Below are 19,936 nucleotides of genomic sequence, written 5' to 3'. Positions count from 1 at the left end.
CCTTTTTTCTAGTTCACCTATCTAATTGTTCTAATTCATAGTAAGAAAAGTTTGAGCCAAAATGCTCTTGTTCCCCTCTATATTTAAATCCTAACTTTTCAATAACCTTACGAGATTTAGCATTGTTAGGATATGCTATTGCAACTAGGCGCTTTAATTTAATCAGTTTGAATAAATATAAACTTCTTCCTGCCACTCATCTATCCATCCATCATATATAAACCCTAATTTAAGCAGCAGATTTTTAGATGGGATATTTTCTTTTTCAACTCCAGCTATTATTGTGCAATCAGGATAACATGCTTTAAGTTTTGGTAATAATGCTTTTAAAACTTCGCTTATATATCCTTGTCTAGAATAAATTGGATTAATAGAATACCCAATAGCAACAGTCTTTTCTTTTTTCACAAGGTACATATCTCCTAAAAGCTTATCTGTGCCTTTATTAACAATAGCAAGCTGGATTCCTCTTTCTATATTTAAAGGAACTAATAATGCTTTTCTATATTCCTCTTTTGTTAAATTTTTAAAACTTTGATACTTCATCCATTGATCATCGTTTCTATAAATCATGAATTCATCTAAATCTTTTTCTTCAAAGCACCTTAATATACATCTATCTGTTTCAAACATTAAATCACCTCATTTGACTAATAACTTCAATGCTAATTACTTTTCTTTTCACCACATATATAGTCCCTTATGAGTGAATTTTTTTCCTCATCACTTAAAGCAACAAAGGAGGTAAAAGATAGATTTTCAATTTCTCTTTCCCCACCATTTTTAGATTATCGTAATGACAACTACTCGACTTGCAATATGGGCATATGGGGCCAATATCTATTCTCATCTCTTGACCTTCAATCATATCTGAACACTTTCCCACAACAGAATGAAAGCAAGTATTTTCATCCAAGCTAGAACCACATTCTTTTAAGAGTTTATCGAAAATGCAGCTTATTTCCTTAAAAGCTAATTCTTCTATTGCATTCAAATATGCAAAAAATAACCCGTTTTCACTTCTAGCAATAAACTGTCCATAGGAGAAATCGCTTAATAATGGAGTGCTGAACTCTGTTCCACACTCGCTGCACTTAGCCTGAAAAAATGCAATTTCCATTAACTCACTTCCTTATATTAATCCATTTCTCCAAGTGCTAACACCACCATTGTTTTTTGTTTACAAACTAGTCCTGTATCTTGTTGTGTTTAAATTTCTTTTTTGCGCTAAACGATTCATTTAAATGAACTACATGGTGCCTCGTTACTGGCATTAAAATAATACCCGATACACTTTTTCTTCCCCAGAAATCTATTAACCAATTTGAAGCTTCAACATCCAATACAGCGCCTTCATTTATAACATGCTGTAATCTATGTTTTTCAAACTTTCGTTTCATATCTCCGTTTGTAAGATTTCTTATTATTTCTTGTGATTTTCTACCTACAGCTATTCTATAATTTTTCAGCTCAAGCATATTTATGTTTTTGCTAAATTCCAGTATTTCGTCGCCTGTCATTGCATTGCCCGTATCAACTATGGTAGAGTTTATCTTCTCTTTCCAGTTTCCTAAAATAAATACCTGCTCATCTCCTGAAACTAACATGTTCATGGTTATGTCTTCTATTCTAGTAGAGTGCCATAAACCGTAAGCAATTGTACGTCCTTTTTCATTTGTTGCTGATCTAAATGTATATTCATCTAAATCTTCCCATAACTCATCCTCAAATGTTTTTATCAACAGTCCTGACATTTCAGAGGAATGAACCATTGAATGCAAGCTTAAAGCTAAAGTTTTACTTTCTTCGATTTTATCTTGTTTTAAGATTATTTCTCTTAATTGCTTTATATCCTTGTTCCAAGGCTTTACATCCATTTCGAGGTCTCCTACACATATATAAAAATTTGTGAATTTGTTTTGCTAAACAATCCTTGTTTTATTGTCTACTAGACATTCCGCCATGATAGCAAATAACAGTATCTGCATCATAGCTTAATAGTTTTAAAATAGATTTATTTGCGCTGTCAATGTCTAAGGTAAACTGAGGATTTGCAATTACTAGCTGATTGTTTTCCAGTGCAGCAGCATCACCAGTTATCATAGTTTTTTTGTTCTTTAAATATAAAGATATATGCCCTGGCGTATGACCTGGGGTATAAATAACTTCACAGCCTCCACACCAATTTAGAATTTCGCCATCATGTACTATCATATCTACTTTAGCAGGCTTAACTTTTCTCAGGATTTCACAAAAAGCCTCTCCAAATTGTTTCTGTTCTTCGTTTAAAGTATTTTGCAGTGCCTCTGCTTGCTCTAGCCGTAATGACTTCTTTTCTCCTGAAATAAATGGAGCTTCAAGTTCGCTGGCAACAACCTTTATATTAGGATATTTCAATTTAAAATCATCCAAAGCCCCCATATGATCATGGTCGTGATGTGTAATTAAAATTTTAGTAAGCAGGTTGCAATCCAAACCTTCTGATTTAATAGCATCCTCAATTAAAGGCATAAATCCGATATATCCGCAATCAATCAGTATCATTTCATCCTCGTCCTTCAAGATAACAGGATGAATAACATCTTCTATATGTCCAAATTTAAATTTTATATTTAAAACAATTATGTCATTCATAAATTACCTCCTCATCATTACATAACAATCACTATTACAATATACAAATAAATTACATTATGGTTTTTGAGCTAAATACAAGTCCATAGTATCATAAATTTGCAGTGTGCCGCCGAACCTATTTATTGCATCTGCAACTCCATTCTCTAATTTAGTTTTAATATCTATAGACAGCGCTATGTGGTCAGAGTAAGTATTCAATAAGGCTATATAACTATCTGCTGTAAAAGTTCGAGTATTATAAAATAATTTTGAATGGCAGTTTTTAAATCCATACTTATTAATTACATCTATTATTTTCTTACAATTACTACTTTCAAATTCAACAGGTTCTTTATCAAAAGGTTTTAATTTCTTATAAATCTTTTGAATTTCAAGATGTAGTGAATAATTAGTGTGATATACAGAGGGGTGATTCCAAAATAAAGCTAAGACACCACCACTTTTCAAAAGCTTAAAAACTTTTGCATAGCCCACTTCTTCTGGAATCCAATGAAAAGCTGTTGCAGAATAAATTAAGTCAAAGGAATTATTATCAGCATGAAAATCTTCAAAAGCAGTGTTGATTACTTCAAAATTATTATAAGCAGCAAATTTTCTCTTTGAGTATTCAGCTAACCTATCACCGAGTTCAATTGCAGTTAGCTTGCAGTTCGTTTGAAGAATCGGCAAGGTGGCAAGTCCTGTTCCAATGCCTATCTCTAGAGCTCGTTTTGATTTGTCTAAATCTGAATACTTGATAATTTCATCAAACAACTCAGGAACATAGGATGGCCTCCATTTATCGTAATTTGCCTCATCTTCGTTAAACGTCAGCCTCAAGTCCGTAGAACTATGATTATTATGTGTTTTCATTTGTATATCCCCCTTTCAAATAATGACTTTATTTATATGCTAAGTAAGATTAGTTTTCTATTATAGAGCTAATCCAAGAATAACAATTATCTAATTCTTCATCACTTATTAAATCCGATTTATGCTCAAACATTATTTTTACATTCTCATTTACTTTTGTAATAACCCTTAAGTAATTTTCAATAGGTGCCCAACCATCTTCCAACTTTAAGCTTGGCAGCGCAGGAAAATGGCTATTTTCTAAGTTGCCAGAAACCTTAACATTCCATAAATGCACTACTTCAGTATACCTTGCAAATCTATTAATAATATCTCTTTCATTAAAATCCGAATCTATTTTACTTTGTAAGTGAAGTCTTCCTGTATCCAAACATAACTTAACTGCTTTGTATTTTTCTAATAAGGTTTCAAGAAACCCCTCTTCACAAACATACCTATTTAATGCATCAAACTCTAATACAGGAATAAAATTATACTCAATACTTTTTTCTGATAACCACGCAAATAAATTTTCACTGTATTTCTCAAACTCTTTAATGGGATAGTCTGCTTCATATGTATATTCACTTTTATCTGCGAATCTCCAGTTAGTCATATTAAAATCATTTTTCAAAATAACTGGTTTAGGGTAATGAAACAAAATATATTCTGGTTTAGCACCCTTATACTTAAGATAGTCTAACTCTTCTTCGATGTGTTTATAAGACTTCCTTCTTATATCTTCATCCAATGATAAAAACTGCGGATCTCTTAAATTAGATATTCCCGCCCTTAGTGGAAAGTGTATGCCAAATTTAATTCCGTTTCTATCAGTTTCATTAATTAGTTTCTCTATGTCTTTTTCATCTTCAAAAAGACAGGCTTCTATTCCATAAAAATCATCTCTATAATCTCTTTTAAATTTTATTTCATCAAATTTTCCATACATGCCAATCATAAAATTTTTCATTGTTTTCACCTCCAATATCAAAACTAATCTAAAAGTTATCTCCACTAGCTTAAATGCTGATTATTCAAATACTCTTTTCACTTAGATAAACTGATTTATCTAGACTATAAAAAAGTTCTGTTACAGTTTTATCACCCAGTGCCTGAACAATTTTATTACGGCTGAATTTATATTTAAAACCACACTTTTCAATTACTCTTTTAGATTTTTCATTAAAATCAAAGTGGCTAGACCATATTAAATCTAAATCAAGATTTTCAAACAGATATCTAATGAAGTATTGCACTGCTTCAGTAGCATAGCCTTTTCCCCAATAATTTGAATTTAACCTATATCCGATGTATCTCTGCTTTAATTCTTTAAGTGCTTCATCAGGGGCATTTTCATCCATTCCAATGGTACCAATGACTTTATTTTCTTCTTTTAGCACGATAGCAAAGGACAAATTTCTGGATATAAACAATTTCAAATTAGCTTTTATTTTCTCAATATCTTTAATAACCGAACATCCAGCACTAGGATTAACTTTTTCATCGGAGTTTAATTCGTACATATCCCTATAGTCCTCTAGTTCCCAGCATCTTATAATAAGCCTGTTAGTCTCAAATATATTCAAAATAATTCCCCCATTTTTAGGTAGCATGTACTGTTTTCATAGCTGCATTAAAATATTCCAGACTACAGCATTAATTTGTAACATCTGTATTGATCTTGAACCTGAAAACCTGCTTTCAAAGCTGAATTTAATTCATCTTGAGACTCTTCATCAATAAAATATACAACTTCCATTACAGTCCCAAATTCATTATATAACCGCATCAATACTTCATTAACTAAATCGCCTTCAATACCGTTATCCTTATATTCTTTGTCAATAAATAAGCCAAAAATTTCTGATATGTTTTTACTGGTCTTAACAAAAATGCTTGCATGAATCTCCTCGCTTTCCCTTAAGGCAAATATTCGAAAACGCTCTATATCCTTTAGCAAATTTTTGCTATTATAATACATTTCTAAAGGAACGGCATGCTTGTCATGAAACTTAGCATACTCTTCAAAATTACTTATAGCGATTTCTTCTATCTGTTCATTTTTTTCATTTGTTTGTAATTGTAAATTATACAATCTGGTATCAATACTAGATTCAATACATTTAGCATTCTTTTTCTCAAAATATTGATTTGCATTTTTATTAGTAAAAGGCACACCTATAAACAACTCATAACCAGTTAATTGCTTACTTATATAATCAATAAATTCTTCAGCAGTTTGATTATAATCTTCCCCTATCAAAAATTGTATTGTCTGTGCATACTTCTCTTCGCACTTCCAAAAATAGATGCAAACTCCACATAATACAGCTTCACGGTAGCAAGCTATTATGTTCTCCTTATCTGTACTAAGAGCTTTTTCAAAAGCTTCTTTAAGTTCTTCCTTTGATTTTTTTCTGTGGTAACTGGCAAACAAATCATTTTTACTTAATTCCCAGGCAAAATCTATAGCTTCCTCTAACTTATAAATTGTCTTTATCATTGCTTATACCTCGTTAATCATGAATAATTTTGTATTTAAAGACTGTCTAACTTACCTTCAAATACCCAATAGAAAGGAAATGAGAAATGTATGTTTTGAAACACAGGTTTTCCCATATCATTAGTTAATACCGCTGTAAGCCTAATAGGACAAGTATAATGTTCACCTAAAGCACTTTCTTTTAGCGCATAAGATATGCTTCTATGTACAGCAAATAATTTATCTTTAGAGGAAGCCTCTGCTTCAAATAAACTATCAAGGTCATCTAAAACTCTCTTTAAAAGTTTATCTTCTGTTAAGTTTACTTTCAATATACCGCTAACGGTAACCCATGTAACTTCACTTTGCCTTGATGCAATAGCGTGTTCCAAATCTAAAGCAAGTGCACTACAGCTGCTTGAATCAAAAAATTCCTTTATCTCTTCTATCCCAGTACGCCATTGATTATCAGGTTCAATAATATAAGGGACATTATCAGCAGCGAAATATTTGTTTATAAGCTCTTTTGAAACATCCTTTTGACCAAATAGCTTTGTCTCTAAATCTTGTAGTATTGATTTTATCTCTATATCCATCTGATTATTCAAATGCTTGTCTGCAATTGCATTCTGACTGTTATAGCTCTCTATAAATTCTTTAGAGTTTTCAAAACGTTCATCTGGGAAATTTGCTTTAGGAATAGAAAACTGCATGTGAGAGAATTTCCATTTTCCATTATCTTTTAAAAGAACTCCACTTACACGCAGTGGCCACAAATACTCCCTTTGTTCATAAAATCTTTGATGATATGCTAAAGCTAAAACCCAGTTAATAAAGGTGATTTTTTGCTTTGGTGTAAGCTCAGCTTCTTTAGTTTTGTCTTTAATGAAATTAAGATAACTATCATACCTTTCTGGAGTATCTTGAAAGGAGTATTTAACATTGCCAGTAGTTGCAAACCAAGCAACTTCATTTTTACTGTCAACATGTACATTCTCTAAATCTAAACTAACATCTCCCCAAAACTCCCAATCATTTTTAATCAGAGTTTTTACTTGTTCAGTTCCTAAAAATAGCTCCCCAGTTCCTGTGCCAAGAACACATATGTCCTCCCTCGCTATAAAGAGTTCTTCAACAAAATTTTCAACCTTGCTTAAATCTCTCTTTGTATATCCTTCTTGAAATTCACTAAGAACTTTTTTAATCTCATAAGCCTCTTCATTAGAATGTTCAAGGTAACTATTCTTTTCTATGCTTGTGCACAATGATTTATTCAGATATTGTATTCCGTAACTATTCATTTTAAACTTCTCCCCTTCCCCATTAAAACAGCTATTTCTTTAAAATATAATGTTTTTTAGAATCAATATGCTAACATTGTTGTTTAATTGAATCGCTAATATGCCCCATATTTTTCCTAACCTATAGTTTATTTTATCACAGCTATAATTGAACACCAACTCTGAATTTTAAATCTTTTCTATTTCATCTATGTATTTATACAAGGCTCTTAGTCTAATAGTATTGTATAAATTATATAAAAAAGCTCCATGGTTTATAATCAACCATGGAGTTCTTAACTATTAAACACTTAGGCAATATTTATTTTATACATTCAACAACAACCATAGCAAACCATTCTCCCTCAAAAGGAAGCAAATCAAGATCATTTTTTTCTCCAATAGATTCTCCAATAGTTATAATATCTATGTTATCAAAGTTTGCTTGAGCATAGGCCTTTCGTATTCCAGTCTTTATAGTGAATTCCTCTGCTCCAATAATTTTATTATCTTTGCAAAATTCCTTAAGCATTTTAAACCCTTTAGAGTCTTCATTAATAACAACATAACTATCAAGCAATGATTGTCCTGCTTTTAGCACTCTATTGGCTTCTTTCATTCCAGCAGCAGCCATGTTTAACATATTCTGAATTCCACAAAAGGATACCGCAGTATCAACTGTATTATCCTTAAACGGTAGGTTGGTTGCATCACAGGCTATATAGTTTACCTTTGCTTCAGGGTTAGTTTTTTTAGCTCTTATTCTATCATATTTCAGCACTATAAAACTTAAATCCGCGCATATAATTTGTGATTCAGCTTTTAAGTGTTTCACCATTTCTCTAAACAATGCTCCTCTACCAGTTGCTATGTCTAGTATAAATTCACTTTTTTTATGGCTGATATTGTCAATAACAAATTTTTTAGCTTTGTCACCTATTATTATTTGGTTCTGAGGTACTTCTGATAGTTTTTTCTCCATGTCCTCATCATTATACTGCTCATAAGATTCTGTCCAATTATTTGCAAGTTCTTGTTCTACTGAACCAAAATTAATTATGCCTTCCCTAATAACCCAATCATGGCCACCCTTGCAGCTTAATTTACCTTCAACTACCTCACAGTCCTCTTCATTTTCAACTGTCAAACTTAACTCCCCATTACATTTTGGGCATTTCAATAATTTTAAAATTTCTTTATACATTCTTTTATCCCCTTTTAGTAAAAAATAAATAGTAATTTTTTTCTAAAGAATTCATCTTGAGTTCTTATTATGTTATTTTATCACAGCTGTAATTTAACACCAACTCTGAATTTTAAATCTTCTTCTAATTGCACCTTTTCTTAACTCAGTGGTGCTGTCAAGTAAATTCTGTTGTAATAACTTACACAGGGTTAAAGTCCTTGCAGCACAAAAAGTTAACTTGTTAAATTGTTATCTTCTTCTGCAAGAGAAAAACTTTTGTTTAAATAAAAAGCTCCATGGTTGCTTCAAAACCATAGAGCTTTTATTATGTTAAGCCTTTTACTTTATCTTAAATTGATTAACCTGTTCGTTTAGTGATTCTGATATTTCATTTAATTGAGCTGCATAATCTGATACTTCCTGAGAGCTAGCCAGCATTTCTTCTGAGGAAGCTGAAATTTCCTCTGAGGAAGCTGACATCTCTTGTGCAACTGATGAGATAGCAGCAATTTTATCAACTACAATATTCTTAGATTCAAGAGTACTCTTTATATAACTATAAGTATCATCTATCAATGGTGTAATATTAGTAACTGCCTCAAGTATTTCTCTAAAGGAATCAGTTGTCAACTCTACAGATATTACCTGATTGCCTAGAAGCTTTTCTACCTGTTGAGAAGTATTTATCACTTCACCGGTTTCGGTGGTTATAGAACCTACAAGGTCTCTTATTTGCTCAGTAGAAATTCTTGACTGCTCTGCAAGTTTACGAACTTCATCAGCAACTACAGCAAAACCTCTTCCCATCTCTCCTGCTCTAGCAGCTTCAATAGCAGCATTTAAAGCCAGTAAATTTGTTTGAGATGATATACCGTTTATAACCTGAGTAATGTTTCCTATTTGTGAAATACTTTGTGCAAGAACATTTACCTTTTCATTAACTACATTAAAAGCACTGCTTAACTGCTTGAAGGATGCCAGTATATTATCAACATTTCCTTTACCGGCACTTGCCTTTTCCTCTGCACCATCTACATTAAGCTTTACAATATTCATCTTGCTCTGAATTCCGTCAATTTGGTCTGCCAAGCTTGACATATAGTCTGTGATTTCCATAAGCTCATTTGCCTGTGAAGTAGCACCTTCTGCTACCTGCTGAATGGCAAAGGTTACTTCATTTGACGCCGAACTTAATTGACTGGAGGCATTGGCAAGCTGCATAGACATTTCACCAGTGTGTCCTGCCTTTCCTTGAATACTGCTAATAACAGCTTTTAGGTTATTTACCATTTCTCTAAAGCTTATGGCTAAGGTTCCAACCTCATCCTTACTTTCAATGTTTATTTCGTGATATAACTCTCCATTTGCCACCTGCTTCGAAGAATCCGCTAATTTTTTAATTGGCTTTATAACTCCATTTGAAATCAAAACAAGTACAAAAGAAATTATAATAAACGCGCCTATACTAATTATTACTGTAGTATTTATAAGCTCTCTCACTGCTTGTTCCATATTACTTAGTGAGAAACCAATATCAATAGCTCCGATTACTTCGTTGCCTTTTTTTACTGGAACAATAACATCATAAACATTAACATTGTCTTTTTCATAAAAGTAAACTGAAGAATAAGGTTTACCTTCATTAACTGCTGTCTTGCTGCCATCATCATCTAGAGTAATACCTATTCTGTCCTTGGAAGAATGAGCAGCAGCTTTAAGGTTTTTATCGATGAAAAGAGCATAAACAATATCTTCATCCTTATCAATATTAGTAACCAGGCTCTGATATCCTACCTTATCAGTAAAGTTTTGAACCTTATTTGCTAAGATTCCAACTTGGATAACTCCTCCGCTGCTTCTTTTTATATAACCATATTTGTAGTAATCATCCGTTTCTTCACTCTTTCTTATATCTTCCATGAACTCGATTTTTTCACCGCTGAGAACCTGTTGTGCTTTATGTTCCTTCTCGTAGACAGTTCCTATACTGCTTGCCAAATTTGAGTATATAATTTTTCCTGATTCGTCTCCAATATTTATCTCATCAACTTCAAACTGTTTAGCTATGTTTTCTAAATATTGATTATTTATCAATATATCATTATTATTTAGAAAATTCCCTAAATTATTTATATTGCTTTCTACATTAGCATTTATTATGTCAAGTGCTGCTGAACTTATTTCTATTTGTGCAGCTGCTTGATTTGCCAGCATCAATCCATCCTCTTTAAGCTGATTTGTTATCTTATTCTTAGTAATAGTGACAACGCTTACAGTAATAACAGAAATCGCTATTAAAACTACTAATATAGGAATAACTAGAATTTTAAATTTTATTGACTTGTTTTTTATATATGGCATATTGTTCCCCCTAAGTCTGTATAATCTATTAGCATTGAAGATTATACAACATAATATGCCACACTTCAACATTTTTTTCCAATCACAACTATAATTCTACATTAATTTGTATAGAACTTACTTATTAACAAATGCCCCTTTATCAGGTACAGCAATTTCACGAAAATTATTAACCAGCATATCTAAATGCCTTGTCAGTTCTTTACCCTTCATAGGTTCACCATGGCTTGGAATTGCTAAGCTTGGTTTTAAATTCCTAAGAATTCTTACTGAATTCTCTGCAGCTTTCCAATCTGTAGTTAAATACTTTGGCGGACCACTTATCTGTTCTTTATGTGTCATTACAGATAATAAAGATTCCTGCTTGGTAGTGGAAAAAGCATCTGCAGCAATAAGCACGCGGTCTTTTCCACGAAACAGTGCAATGTGCCCTTCTGTGTGCCCAGGAGTATGTATCCAATTCCACTCAGGCATCCCAGGTATACTTCCATCCTCAGGCAGAGCTTCTGCATAAGCAGTTATATCGATACTTTTATGTGGGAAAGTTGGAGATAATTTTGCTACCAAACCTTGGTCCACTGTAGGGTCTCCAACAGGATAATCCTTTTTTCCTGTTACATAAGGCATTTCTAGTTGATGAATATATACAGGAACATTCCATAGTTCAGATAGCTTTATAACTGACCCCACATGATCAAAGTGTCCATGTGTAAGGACGATTGCCTTTGGTTTGCTGTTTCTCCCAAACTTATCCTCAATGCACTCTAATATAAACTTTGCTGAATTTTCAAGCCCAGTATCTACAAGAATATAGTTGTCAGCGGTGCCAATCAAGCAAGCACTAACAATTGTAAAATTCATTACTAATATATCTGGAGCAACTTGTAACGATGTTGTGTTCATTGCTGATAAGCCTTCTACCAACTTATTTCCCATTATAATCGCCTCTTTCTTTTGAAGAATAAATTTCTCTAAATTAGTATGTACTAGTGCTTTCATGGTATTCATTTATGATAAACAGAAAAACCTTGAGATAAATACGTCTCAAGGTTTTTTACTATACTATTATGAACCTACTTTTTCAGTAAACCCTAATAAATCCATCTGCATCATAAAAATATCATTTGCAGTAAGATTGTTTAGGCTGCCGGCCATGAATTGAGCTTCGCCAGCAGAAGTAACGCTGTCTTTTCTAACATCCCCGCCAGCGATAATTGTGGGTACTCCATCACCAGTATGATCTCTTGCCTCACAAGGTGTAGAGTGATCAGCTGTAAAGGAAATATAGCATTCATTTAAATCAATTTTACTTAATATATGTCCAATTACACCATCCACTTTTTCAATCATCTCTTTTTTTACTGCTGGAAGGTTATCATGACCAGCTAAATCTGTTGCTTTAACATGCATCACAACCCAATCATAGTTCTTTTCATTAAGAAGTTCTACAGCCATTTCAGCTTTTCCTAATAGATTAGTATCAAAGCTTCCGGTAAAGCTCTCATGGGTGAAATAGTCCATGCCTACAAGTTTTGCTATGCCTCCGACAGTTAAATCGCCTGCTACACATGCAGCTTTAATATTGTAAATATGCTTAATTGATGGTATATGCTTTTGCTGCCCTGCACCTCTAGTTATAATAGCATTAGCCATTTGAAGCCCTTGAGCATGGCGCTGTTTATTTACAGGATGTTCCTTTAAAATTTTGTAAGAGCGCATTGTAAACTCCCATAAGTTTTTTGCTGTTTTTTCCGCACTGCTTGTATTCTCTAGTGGTCGTGGAATATCAAGCTTCTTTCCTTCTTCTGCCGTACCTGGATCAGTGCAGGATATTTTATCGCTTAGGTCCTTATTTCTTAAAATAATTGCTACTCTGTGCTCAGTAAGCTCCTTTGCAAACACTTGAGTGCCATCAGATAATATTAACCCACTTATAGCCGCTGCCAATTCATTTGTTCCTTCTCTAATTCTGCCAGCACGTCTATCAACAACTGTATAATCCTCCTCAATTGTTGCAAAATTACCTCTAAAAGCAACATCTCCAGGCATTAGCTCCATTCCGGCGCTCGCTGCTTCCAGCGGGCCCCTTCCAGAGTATACCTCATTGCTGTCATAACCGAATATATGGAGATGACCAACATCAGTACCTACTCTTATTCCTGGAGAAATCGGATAAACATTGCCGCACATACCCCTTGAAGCAAGATAATCCAAGTTCGGCGTTTTTGCACTCTCAAGTGGTGTCATTCCATTTAACTCTTGGTTGGGACGATCCCCTAATCCATCTAGTATAATAAGTAATCCTTGTTTTTTCCTCATAGTCTATACCGTCCTACTGTTTAAATTTAATTGCATTTTTAAGCCTTATTAAGCAAGTGCTTGTTCTTTATCATAAATGCTGCAGATAATATAAGCGCTGCTACCCAGACAAATGCTACGTGTGTTTTCAAAGGGTTAAGAATGTTGATAGCTAGCTTTGTCTCTTTGCCGGCACTAATAGTTCCAAAGTCAAAACCGCCAAACACATATCCATCCTTCTCAGTTATACTAAAGGCTTTACCTGCATCAAAATCAACAATATTTAATAGTTCCTTTCCCTTCGGAACAGCTAACTTAGCAGAATAAGCTTTTATATCATTTGGAGAAGTATTTACCACTTTATTCTCTATAGTTAGTACTCCATCTGGGAACGTATCTCCTAATTTAGCCTTTTTTCCTTCGTAAATACTCTCTTTATTCATAGTTACTTCAAAAGCAACCTCGGCTTTCTTTTCATTAAATGTTATAAGATTATATTTTTGATTTCCATTTTCCACTGTCTTTGGCTTCTCTGCTATATTGCCTTTTGAAGCTTCTACCTTTGATATTTTACTTTTACTGTACAGCGGAAAAGCAACTTCACCCTTATCGTTAGTTACAGCAGTAATTTTTTGAACAATTACTGCATTTTTGCCATCTGGTATAAGTATATCTTCTACCTTATCTAGTTTTCCTAAGTCTGCAGCGTGAGCAGTACTAGAAAACATACATAAAAAAGCAAAAGCTAATAGGGAAAAAATCGTTTTTTTCATACCTTTGTCCCTCCTATGCAATTCCTATAATTTTGAACCATGTAAATGAAGCCACCACCATGATTGCCCATTTAGCCAATAAAACTAATACACCGTAAAGCATTTGTTCCAGTACTGTGAAATATCCTGCACCATAATAAATCAAATTAACTTTGCTGTGAGGCGGTAAAGTGATGGTATCAGCTATACAAAATGCCGCTGGAAGAGCTAAAGCAATTGGATTATATCCGGTAGAATTAGCAATACCAATTATAGTTGGAATAAGTATAATGGTTCTTACCGTCTTTGAAGTAAAGAGGAAGTGGCTAAAGCTTGCTATAAACATTAGCACCGCGAAAAGTACGGTAAAGCTCATGTTTTGTATTCCCATCTTTTTAAATACAATATTTAAGCCCCAAGCTGCCAATCCTGTATTATCAAGGGCTACACCTCCTGCATAAGCTCCACAGGCGAATATTAAAAGATTCCAGGATATTTTTGCTTCCTTCCATTTTAGAATTCCTATATGCGGCAGGAAAAAAAGGCCTGCTGACATTATAGCAACCATTACAAGGCTTAACTGAAATCCAAAAACCTTAACCTGCAAACTGTCCATGCACCAAAGAATTAGAGTAACAGCAAATATTAAAAGCGCTTTTTTCTCAGTAATACTCATTTTTCCAAGCTTATTATATTCATCCTTAAGCTTAGTCAAATCAAGCTTTTTTGATTCTGATTTTGGCAATTTAAATAATAGCTTTCCTATAAAAAACATTGCCACTAGAGTTAGAGCCGTTATTGGTGCAGATGCTATAAACCACTTCATCCAAGAAACTTCTTGACCAGTAAGATCCTTTATAAAACTAATGGCAAGAATCTGTGACGATGTAGCTGTAACAATTGCAGCAGTAGATAAATTGTTAGCCTGTATTCCTTGTATCGCAAGCAATTTTCCAAGGCTATTCTTTGGATCGTTAATATTTACTTCAAAGGCCTCCACCACTATAAGTACTATTGGAAACATCATGGCTGCTCTAGCTGTGGTTGAAGGCACAACAAATGCTATCAAGAAATTGATTATTATAAGAAGTGCTAGTACACTATTAACACCTTTTCCAAACTTAGTTATCAAATATAGGGCCATTCTCTTTGCAAGTCCGCTTTTTTCCATTCCAGAAGCTATTACAAATGCCGCAAAAGTAAGCCAGATTACATCGTAACCAAGTACTCCCATGGCCTGTTCCTCGGCCCAGGCTCCTGTTAAGGGCAAAGCTACTATAACAAATAGTGATACGGCATAGTTAGGTATGCTTTCAGTAATCCAAAGTATTAAAGCTGTAAGAAAAACTCCTAATGCCATCTTTCCTGCATAAGATAATCCAGCTGGAGTTGGCATTGTATAAATTGTTGAGAAAATTAATAATGCCAGTGGTAAACCAAAAAACTGCATTTTTAGCTCAAAAGGACTTTTTACCTTTTTAACTTTAACTGTGGTTGTTTCCATAACCCAAATCTCCCCTTTATTAAATTTTAAATTCAATCAAAAGTTAACTATTTGATATAAGGTTTTAACACTTTTTGAATATGTATAAGTTAATAGTTGAACTTAAAACCTCATACATTAATGATAATAGAAAATTATTATATTATCCAATCACATTTAGTTATGGCAATAATAAATATTTTTTATAATTATCATAAAAACTCATATTCATAAATTTTATTTATAAGTGCTGTAAAAAAGCTGTTGATATAGCATTTAATTATGTACTTTATCCATAAAACGGTTTATACTGTAATAAATAATATTTATGTGAAAACGTATAAACATTTTAACTTAAATACAACAGAGGAGGTACAAAAGTGGATTTAGAAACCATTCAAACCTTTTTACTTATAGCAAAGAACAATAGCTTCACAAAAACCTCAGAAGAAATGTTCTGCACCCAAGCTGCAGTCTCTATGAGGATTCAGCGTCTGGAAAATTATCTAGGCTGCAGCTTATTCAGCCGCAAATCAAAAAAAGCTGAATTAACTAAGGATGGCTCCATTTTTCTACCCTATGCTCAACAAATATCGAATACTTTTATAAATGCAAAAGAACACCTGCTTCAGTCAAAGCTAATGGAGCAATCTGAAATCGCTATTACTTCATCTAATACTCCTGGGACCTATATGCTGCCTAATATATTATTCCTCTTTAGGCAAAAATACCCCTTTATTACAGTGGTCAATCATGTGCAATATACTAAAGATGTAATTAGCAGTGTGAGGAATAAAAGCTACCCCCTTGGAATAGTTTCTCAACCCTATCTCTCTGAAACTGAAGAGATATTATGTGAGCCTATACTTGAAGACCCTCTTGTCGTGGTTGTAAATAACGAGCATTCATGGGCGGCAAAAAAAAGAATCTTTTTGAGAGAAATAAAGGATGAGGTTTTTTTGATATCAAACCCTAATACTTCACTTGTACCTTATCTAGAAAAAGTCGGAAGCTTTAAGTTTGCCTCAAAGAATTTGTGTGCAGTTGGAGGTATCGAGGCAATAAAACAAAGCATCTATGACAATTTAGGAATATCAATAATGTCCGAAAGCGCTGTAAAACAAGAACTTAAATTAGGACTTATAAGCAAGGTTGAACTAATTGACGAATTAAAGCTAATGCGTCAAATATACTACATAAAACGAAAAGATGAAAAGCTACCTCTTTCTACGGAACTTTTCCTCAAGTTTGCAAAGGAATTTATTATTTCAAAAGGTAAAGAACCTGTAAATAAATAAAGAGCTAGATTTTTAATCTAGCTCTTAAATAAAAATTATAGATTCTTTTCGTAAGCTTCAACCATTTTCTTAACCATTTGTCCGCCGATTGAACCAGCTTCTCTTGAAGTTAAATCACCGTTGTAGCCTTCCTTTAAGTTAACTCCTACTTCTCTTGAAGCTTCCATTTTAAATCTGTTTAAACCTTCCTTAGCTTGTGGAACTAATATTCTGTTTGATCTGTTTGCCATAATTTTTTCCTCCTTTTTTGTATGTAATTAATTTGTTTGGGTGTTATTATTATGTGCGAATATTTCTCACTTAAACTGATAGATTGGAGGAAATTAAACCATGGTTTTCCACAGGCTAGGTATATTTCGGCATAAAAAAATTGCTCATCAAATGTTTTAATCATAGCACATTTATCAACTCACTTAAGTTTTCAATTTGCACATCTGGAATATATTCCTCTGTCTTTGGGCTCTGCATTCCGCCAAAACCTTGCTTAATCCATATTGTTTTCATTCCAACGGCTTTAGCCGGGAATATGTCGTTATCTAATCGATCGCCAACCATAACTGTTTCAGAAGCATTACAGCCTGATTTCTCAATAGCTATCTGAAAGAGCTTAGTATTGGGTTTCATAATTTGATAATCCCAGGATGAAATTATATATGAAAAATATTTAAAAATTCCCCAGGAAATTAACCTGTCCTCAAGTCCGTCAGTTTGATTTGCAATAATTCCAAGCTTATATTTTTGCGATAAGGACTGCAAAATAAAATAAGCCTCATTATATAGTTTTTCAAGCTCATGTCGATAAGGAGCTGCTTATGAAAAACCAAACTTCTTTACAACTGTTCTATATTGCGGTTGATATGAGACAGAGGCTTCAACAATTTCCTCATATATTTGCTTAGGAGAAAGCCCCAGCATTTTTGCTTCTTTCGTTTCAGCCTGTTCTATGCATCTTTGCGTCCACACATCCTCCTCATTAATTAACGTATAACCAATATCGAAAAATACACATTTTATATCTTTCATTTTGCACCTGCTTCTTAATTATTGGGTTTGTTATAAACTATTCTCCCTCGCTTCAATAATTTTTATTGAAACCAGTATAGCATCTCATTAGCTACTTCATAAGGTTTATCCCAGTGTAGTAAATGTCCAGCCCCATCAATCCTTTTTACTATTGCTCCCGTACTATCCTTAAATTTCTCAACTAATGCCTCTCTAATCTCGGTCATGGACTTTGGCAAGGAACTTTGCAGCAAATAAATAGATTTAGGCAGCTTATAATAAACTGAATCAGGCGGGTAATTATACATTGACTTTATAGCGCATGAAGCAGCAAAACCACTTGCATGATACTTATATTTATCTTTTTCTATTATTACCAAATCCTTTGAAGCCTCTTCTAATAGAGAAGACCATCTTTGATAATTATTCTTCTCTGCTTCAATATGCTCTTGTAAAGTGTCAAAACAATATTCATCAAAGTCCTTTACATAATAATCTATCTCTTTTTGTAAAGAATCTATGTTTTCACCTTTTGAAGCATTATACTTATATTTATCTTTCTTTATGTAATATCCTCCATCTAGCAGCATAGTGTTAATTACTTTCGACGGATAAGCACATATATAGTGGAGTGCGATATCTGCCCCATAAGAATGTGCTAAAAGATAGAAGCTGCCTGGTGTTATTTTTGATATAACCTTATCAACCCATTCAACCATACTGGGCATGCTATAGTCTTCTTCTCTTTCAAATCCAGGTGTTTTCCCATGACCTGGCAAATCTACAGATATAATGTGATACTTATCTTTTAATAACTCACCTATTTCTATAAATGACAGGCTTGTACTCCCTAAACCATGAAAGCATATAATTATTGGATTTCCCTTATTCCCCCAATGATGTAATCTTACTTTAATTCCAGATTCTTCAATATAAATTTCTTTCATTTCTTACTCCTATAAGCTGTTCATATTAGGCCTTGCGGTATATTTTCATACTTCATATTCGTCATGAACTACACTCTTATTTCAAATATTTAGTATACTTTCTTAAGCCCATCAAAACAGAGCTGTCCTTTGTCATCCTTTTCGAAAACATATTCTCGGTCTATCCATGTGTGGTGAAATTTATCAGCGGATATAGGGTAAATTGGCATTACCCACTTATTTTCTTGTACAAAATATAAAAGCTCATTATCTCGTTTAACTTCAAGTTTGAAGCCCTCTTCCTGATATACTCCGGTATATGTATCGTAAACCTTCATATCAAGTTCAGATTTCCTTGGTTTCGATGGACTACTATATTTCTCGTTAAAAATTATCTTGGCTATATTCTCATTGATGTCAAATGAGTTAGAAAATCCATAATTACTTAGTACTAAAATACTAACTCTTTCATCTATATATCTATGGTACTGGTGGCTGAATCCATTACCTCCGCCACTATGTCGAACTCTTCTGCGATTAGTAACTTCATCTATAAACCAGCCATAGCCGTAATTATTCCTAAACGGAGTAAAGATTTCATTCAATGTATTCTGAGAAACAAGTTTATTATTATATAACGCCTGATCCCATAGAATCATGTCTTCCACAGTGGAATAAATTGCCCCTGCTGAAAAAGCACTCATCGTGTCTATCTCACAGCACACAAGTCTTTCACCGCTTGCATAGTATCCGTTTGCTTTGTTGGGCAATATTTCAATATAATCATCAAGTCCAGTGTTATTCATTCCTAAAGGTTCAAAGATATTTTCTTTTAAAAATTCAGCATATGTCTTGCCAGAAACTCTTTCAATTATAACGCCCAGTAAGTAGTATCCGAAATAGCAGTAGCTCCAACCTTCGCCTGGTTCAAATTCCTGAGGTAAATCTTTATAAAGGTCAAACACTTCCTGATGTGTGAATAACCGCTTTCCAAGCATAAGGTATGGATCTACAACTGAAAAATCATTAAAAAGACCAGATGTATGCGTCATTAAATTATGAATTGTTATCCTTTCATTTAACTCAGGATAGTCAGGGAAAAACTTTCTAATACTATCGTTTACCTTTAGAAGCCCTCTTTCCTGTAAAATCATTATTCCCATACATGTAATTTGCTTTGTAAGAGAAGCAATCTTAAATTTAGTTTTAGTTGTAATTGGAACACTATGCTCTATACTAGCCATACCATAGGTTTTATTAAACACAACTTGTTCATTATTTATTACTAACACAGCCCCGCTGAATGGCCATAAACTTGTATATTCATCTAAGTATTGATTGATTTTAAAATAAGTATTCACTTTGTTTACCCTCATTTTCTATTTTAATATTCATGCATC

At 33.4% G+C, this 19,936-nt stretch carries 21 protein-coding genes and 1 pseudogene; 1 reads left to right on the top strand and 21 read right to left on the bottom strand.

Features of this window, described 5'->3' with window-relative positions:
* Positions 1–13: 13 nt before the first annotated feature.
* The 16 genes from NBE98_RS22620 to NBE98_RS17940 all read right to left on the bottom strand — a co-directional run bounded on the left by NBE98_RS22620 (position 14) and on the right by NBE98_RS17940 (position 15,331).
* The gene (locus NBE98_RS22620; RefSeq protein ID WP_432432672.1) at positions 14–196 is read right to left on the bottom strand and encodes a GNAT family N-acetyltransferase; all 183 of its coding nucleotides are present in this window, start codon (positions 194–196) and stop codon (positions 14–16) included.
* Positions 163–633, bottom strand: coding sequence for a GNAT family N-acetyltransferase (locus tag NBE98_RS18010; protein WP_250816399.1), 471 nt, complete (start codon positions 631–633; stop codon positions 163–165). The genes NBE98_RS22620 and NBE98_RS18010 overlap by 34 nt, the downstream gene beginning before the upstream one ends.
* A gap of 94 nt (positions 634–727) precedes the next feature.
* Positions 728–1,120 (bottom strand): hypothetical protein, encoded by a 393-nt coding sequence (locus NBE98_RS18005; protein WP_250816398.1) that lies wholly within the window; start codon positions 1,118–1,120, stop codon positions 728–730.
* A gap of 67 nt (positions 1,121–1,187) precedes the next feature.
* Positions 1,188–1,877, bottom strand: coding sequence for a DinB family protein (locus NBE98_RS18000; protein WP_250816397.1), 690 nt, complete (start codon positions 1,875–1,877; stop codon positions 1,188–1,190).
* Between the two features lie 61 nt (positions 1,878–1,938).
* Positions 1,939–2,634: an MBL fold metallo-hydrolase gene (locus tag NBE98_RS17995; protein ID WP_250816396.1), complete on the bottom strand. Its 696-nt coding sequence runs from the start codon at positions 2,632–2,634 to the stop codon at positions 1,939–1,941.
* Between the two features lie 57 nt (positions 2,635–2,691).
* Entirely contained in the window at positions 2,692–3,489 is a 798-nt protein-coding gene (locus NBE98_RS17990; RefSeq protein ID WP_250816395.1) for a class I SAM-dependent methyltransferase, read from the bottom strand.
* A 49-nt stretch (positions 3,490–3,538) separates the two neighbouring features.
* Positions 3,539–4,438: a sugar phosphate isomerase/epimerase gene (locus NBE98_RS17985; protein WP_250816394.1), complete on the bottom strand. Its 900-nt coding sequence runs from the start codon at positions 4,436–4,438 to the stop codon at positions 3,539–3,541.
* Between the two features lie 64 nt (positions 4,439–4,502).
* Positions 4,503–5,054 (bottom strand): GNAT family N-acetyltransferase, encoded by a 552-nt coding sequence (locus NBE98_RS17980; protein WP_250816393.1) that lies wholly within the window; start codon positions 5,052–5,054, stop codon positions 4,503–4,505.
* 62 nt (positions 5,055–5,116) lie between these two features.
* Positions 5,117–5,971 (bottom strand): hypothetical protein, encoded by an 855-nt coding sequence (locus tag NBE98_RS17975; RefSeq protein ID WP_250816392.1) that lies wholly within the window; start codon positions 5,969–5,971, stop codon positions 5,117–5,119.
* A gap of 35 nt (positions 5,972–6,006) precedes the next feature.
* Positions 6,007–7,251, bottom strand: a complete 1,245-nt coding sequence (locus tag NBE98_RS17970; protein ID WP_250816391.1) for a nuclear transport factor 2 family protein — start codon at positions 7,249–7,251, stop codon at positions 6,007–6,009.
* 301 nt (positions 7,252–7,552) lie between these two features.
* Positions 7,553–8,434: a class I SAM-dependent methyltransferase gene (locus tag NBE98_RS17965; protein WP_250816390.1), complete on the bottom strand. Its 882-nt coding sequence runs from the start codon at positions 8,432–8,434 to the stop codon at positions 7,553–7,555.
* A 321-nt stretch (positions 8,435–8,755) separates the two neighbouring features.
* Positions 8,756–10,777, bottom strand: coding sequence for a methyl-accepting chemotaxis protein (locus NBE98_RS17960; protein WP_250816389.1), 2,022 nt, complete (start codon positions 10,775–10,777; stop codon positions 8,756–8,758).
* Positions 10,778–10,894: 117 nt separating this feature from the next.
* Complete coding sequence (locus NBE98_RS17955; RefSeq protein ID WP_250816388.1) at positions 10,895–11,713, bottom strand: MBL fold metallo-hydrolase; 819 nt, start codon at positions 11,711–11,713, stop codon at positions 10,895–10,897.
* A 129-nt stretch (positions 11,714–11,842) separates the two neighbouring features.
* The gene (apgM, locus tag NBE98_RS17950; RefSeq protein ID WP_250816387.1) at positions 11,843–13,096 is read right to left on the bottom strand and encodes a 2,3-bisphosphoglycerate-independent phosphoglycerate mutase; all 1,254 of its coding nucleotides are present in this window, start codon (positions 13,094–13,096) and stop codon (positions 11,843–11,845) included.
* Positions 13,097–13,134: 38 nt separating this feature from the next.
* A complete protein-coding gene (locus NBE98_RS17945) occupies positions 13,135–13,848 on the bottom strand; it encodes a hypothetical protein (protein ID WP_250816386.1) in 714 nt (237 codons plus the stop codon).
* A 13-nt stretch (positions 13,849–13,861) separates the two neighbouring features.
* Complete coding sequence (locus NBE98_RS17940; RefSeq protein ID WP_250816385.1) at positions 13,862–15,331, bottom strand: SLC13 family permease; 1,470 nt, start codon at positions 15,329–15,331, stop codon at positions 13,862–13,864.
* Between the two features lie 359 nt (positions 15,332–15,690).
* Between NBE98_RS17940 and NBE98_RS17935 the strand changes: the two genes are divergently transcribed.
* The gene (locus NBE98_RS17935) at positions 15,691–16,608 is read left to right on the top strand and encodes a LysR substrate-binding domain-containing protein (RefSeq protein ID WP_250816384.1); all 918 of its coding nucleotides are present in this window, start codon (positions 15,691–15,693) and stop codon (positions 16,606–16,608) included.
* A gap of 35 nt (positions 16,609–16,643) precedes the next feature.
* On the opposite strand, the gene NBE98_RS17930 is transcribed toward NBE98_RS17935, so the two are convergent.
* From NBE98_RS17930 to NBE98_RS17910, 5 genes and pseudogenes are all read right to left on the bottom strand, one after another.
* Positions 16,644–16,838: an alpha/beta-type small acid-soluble spore protein gene (locus NBE98_RS17930; protein WP_250816383.1), complete on the bottom strand. Its 195-nt coding sequence runs from the start codon at positions 16,836–16,838 to the stop codon at positions 16,644–16,646.
* 160 nt (positions 16,839–16,998) lie between these two features.
* A pseudogene (locus NBE98_RS17925) lies at positions 16,999–17,385 on the bottom strand (HAD family hydrolase); the annotation flags it as partial.
* A 33-nt stretch (positions 17,386–17,418) separates the two neighbouring features.
* Positions 17,419–17,631, bottom strand: coding sequence for a hypothetical protein (locus NBE98_RS17920; protein WP_250816381.1), 213 nt, complete (start codon positions 17,629–17,631; stop codon positions 17,419–17,421).
* 62 nt (positions 17,632–17,693) lie between these two features.
* Entirely contained in the window at positions 17,694–18,557 is an 864-nt protein-coding gene (locus NBE98_RS17915) for an alpha/beta fold hydrolase (RefSeq protein ID WP_250816380.1), read from the bottom strand.
* Positions 18,558–18,646: 89 nt separating this feature from the next.
* A complete protein-coding gene (locus NBE98_RS17910) occupies positions 18,647–19,897 on the bottom strand; it encodes a serine hydrolase domain-containing protein (protein ID WP_250816379.1) in 1,251 nt (416 codons plus the stop codon).
* Positions 19,898–19,936: the final 39 nt, after the last annotated feature.

The organism is Clostridium swellfunianum (assembly GCF_023656515.1).
GTDB classification, from domain to species: domain Bacteria; phylum Bacillota; class Clostridia; order Clostridiales; family Clostridiaceae; genus Clostridium_AT; species Clostridium_AT swellfunianum.
The sequence above is the reverse complement of the archived record's forward strand: the minus strand, read 5'-3'. Positions and strand labels throughout refer to the sequence as shown.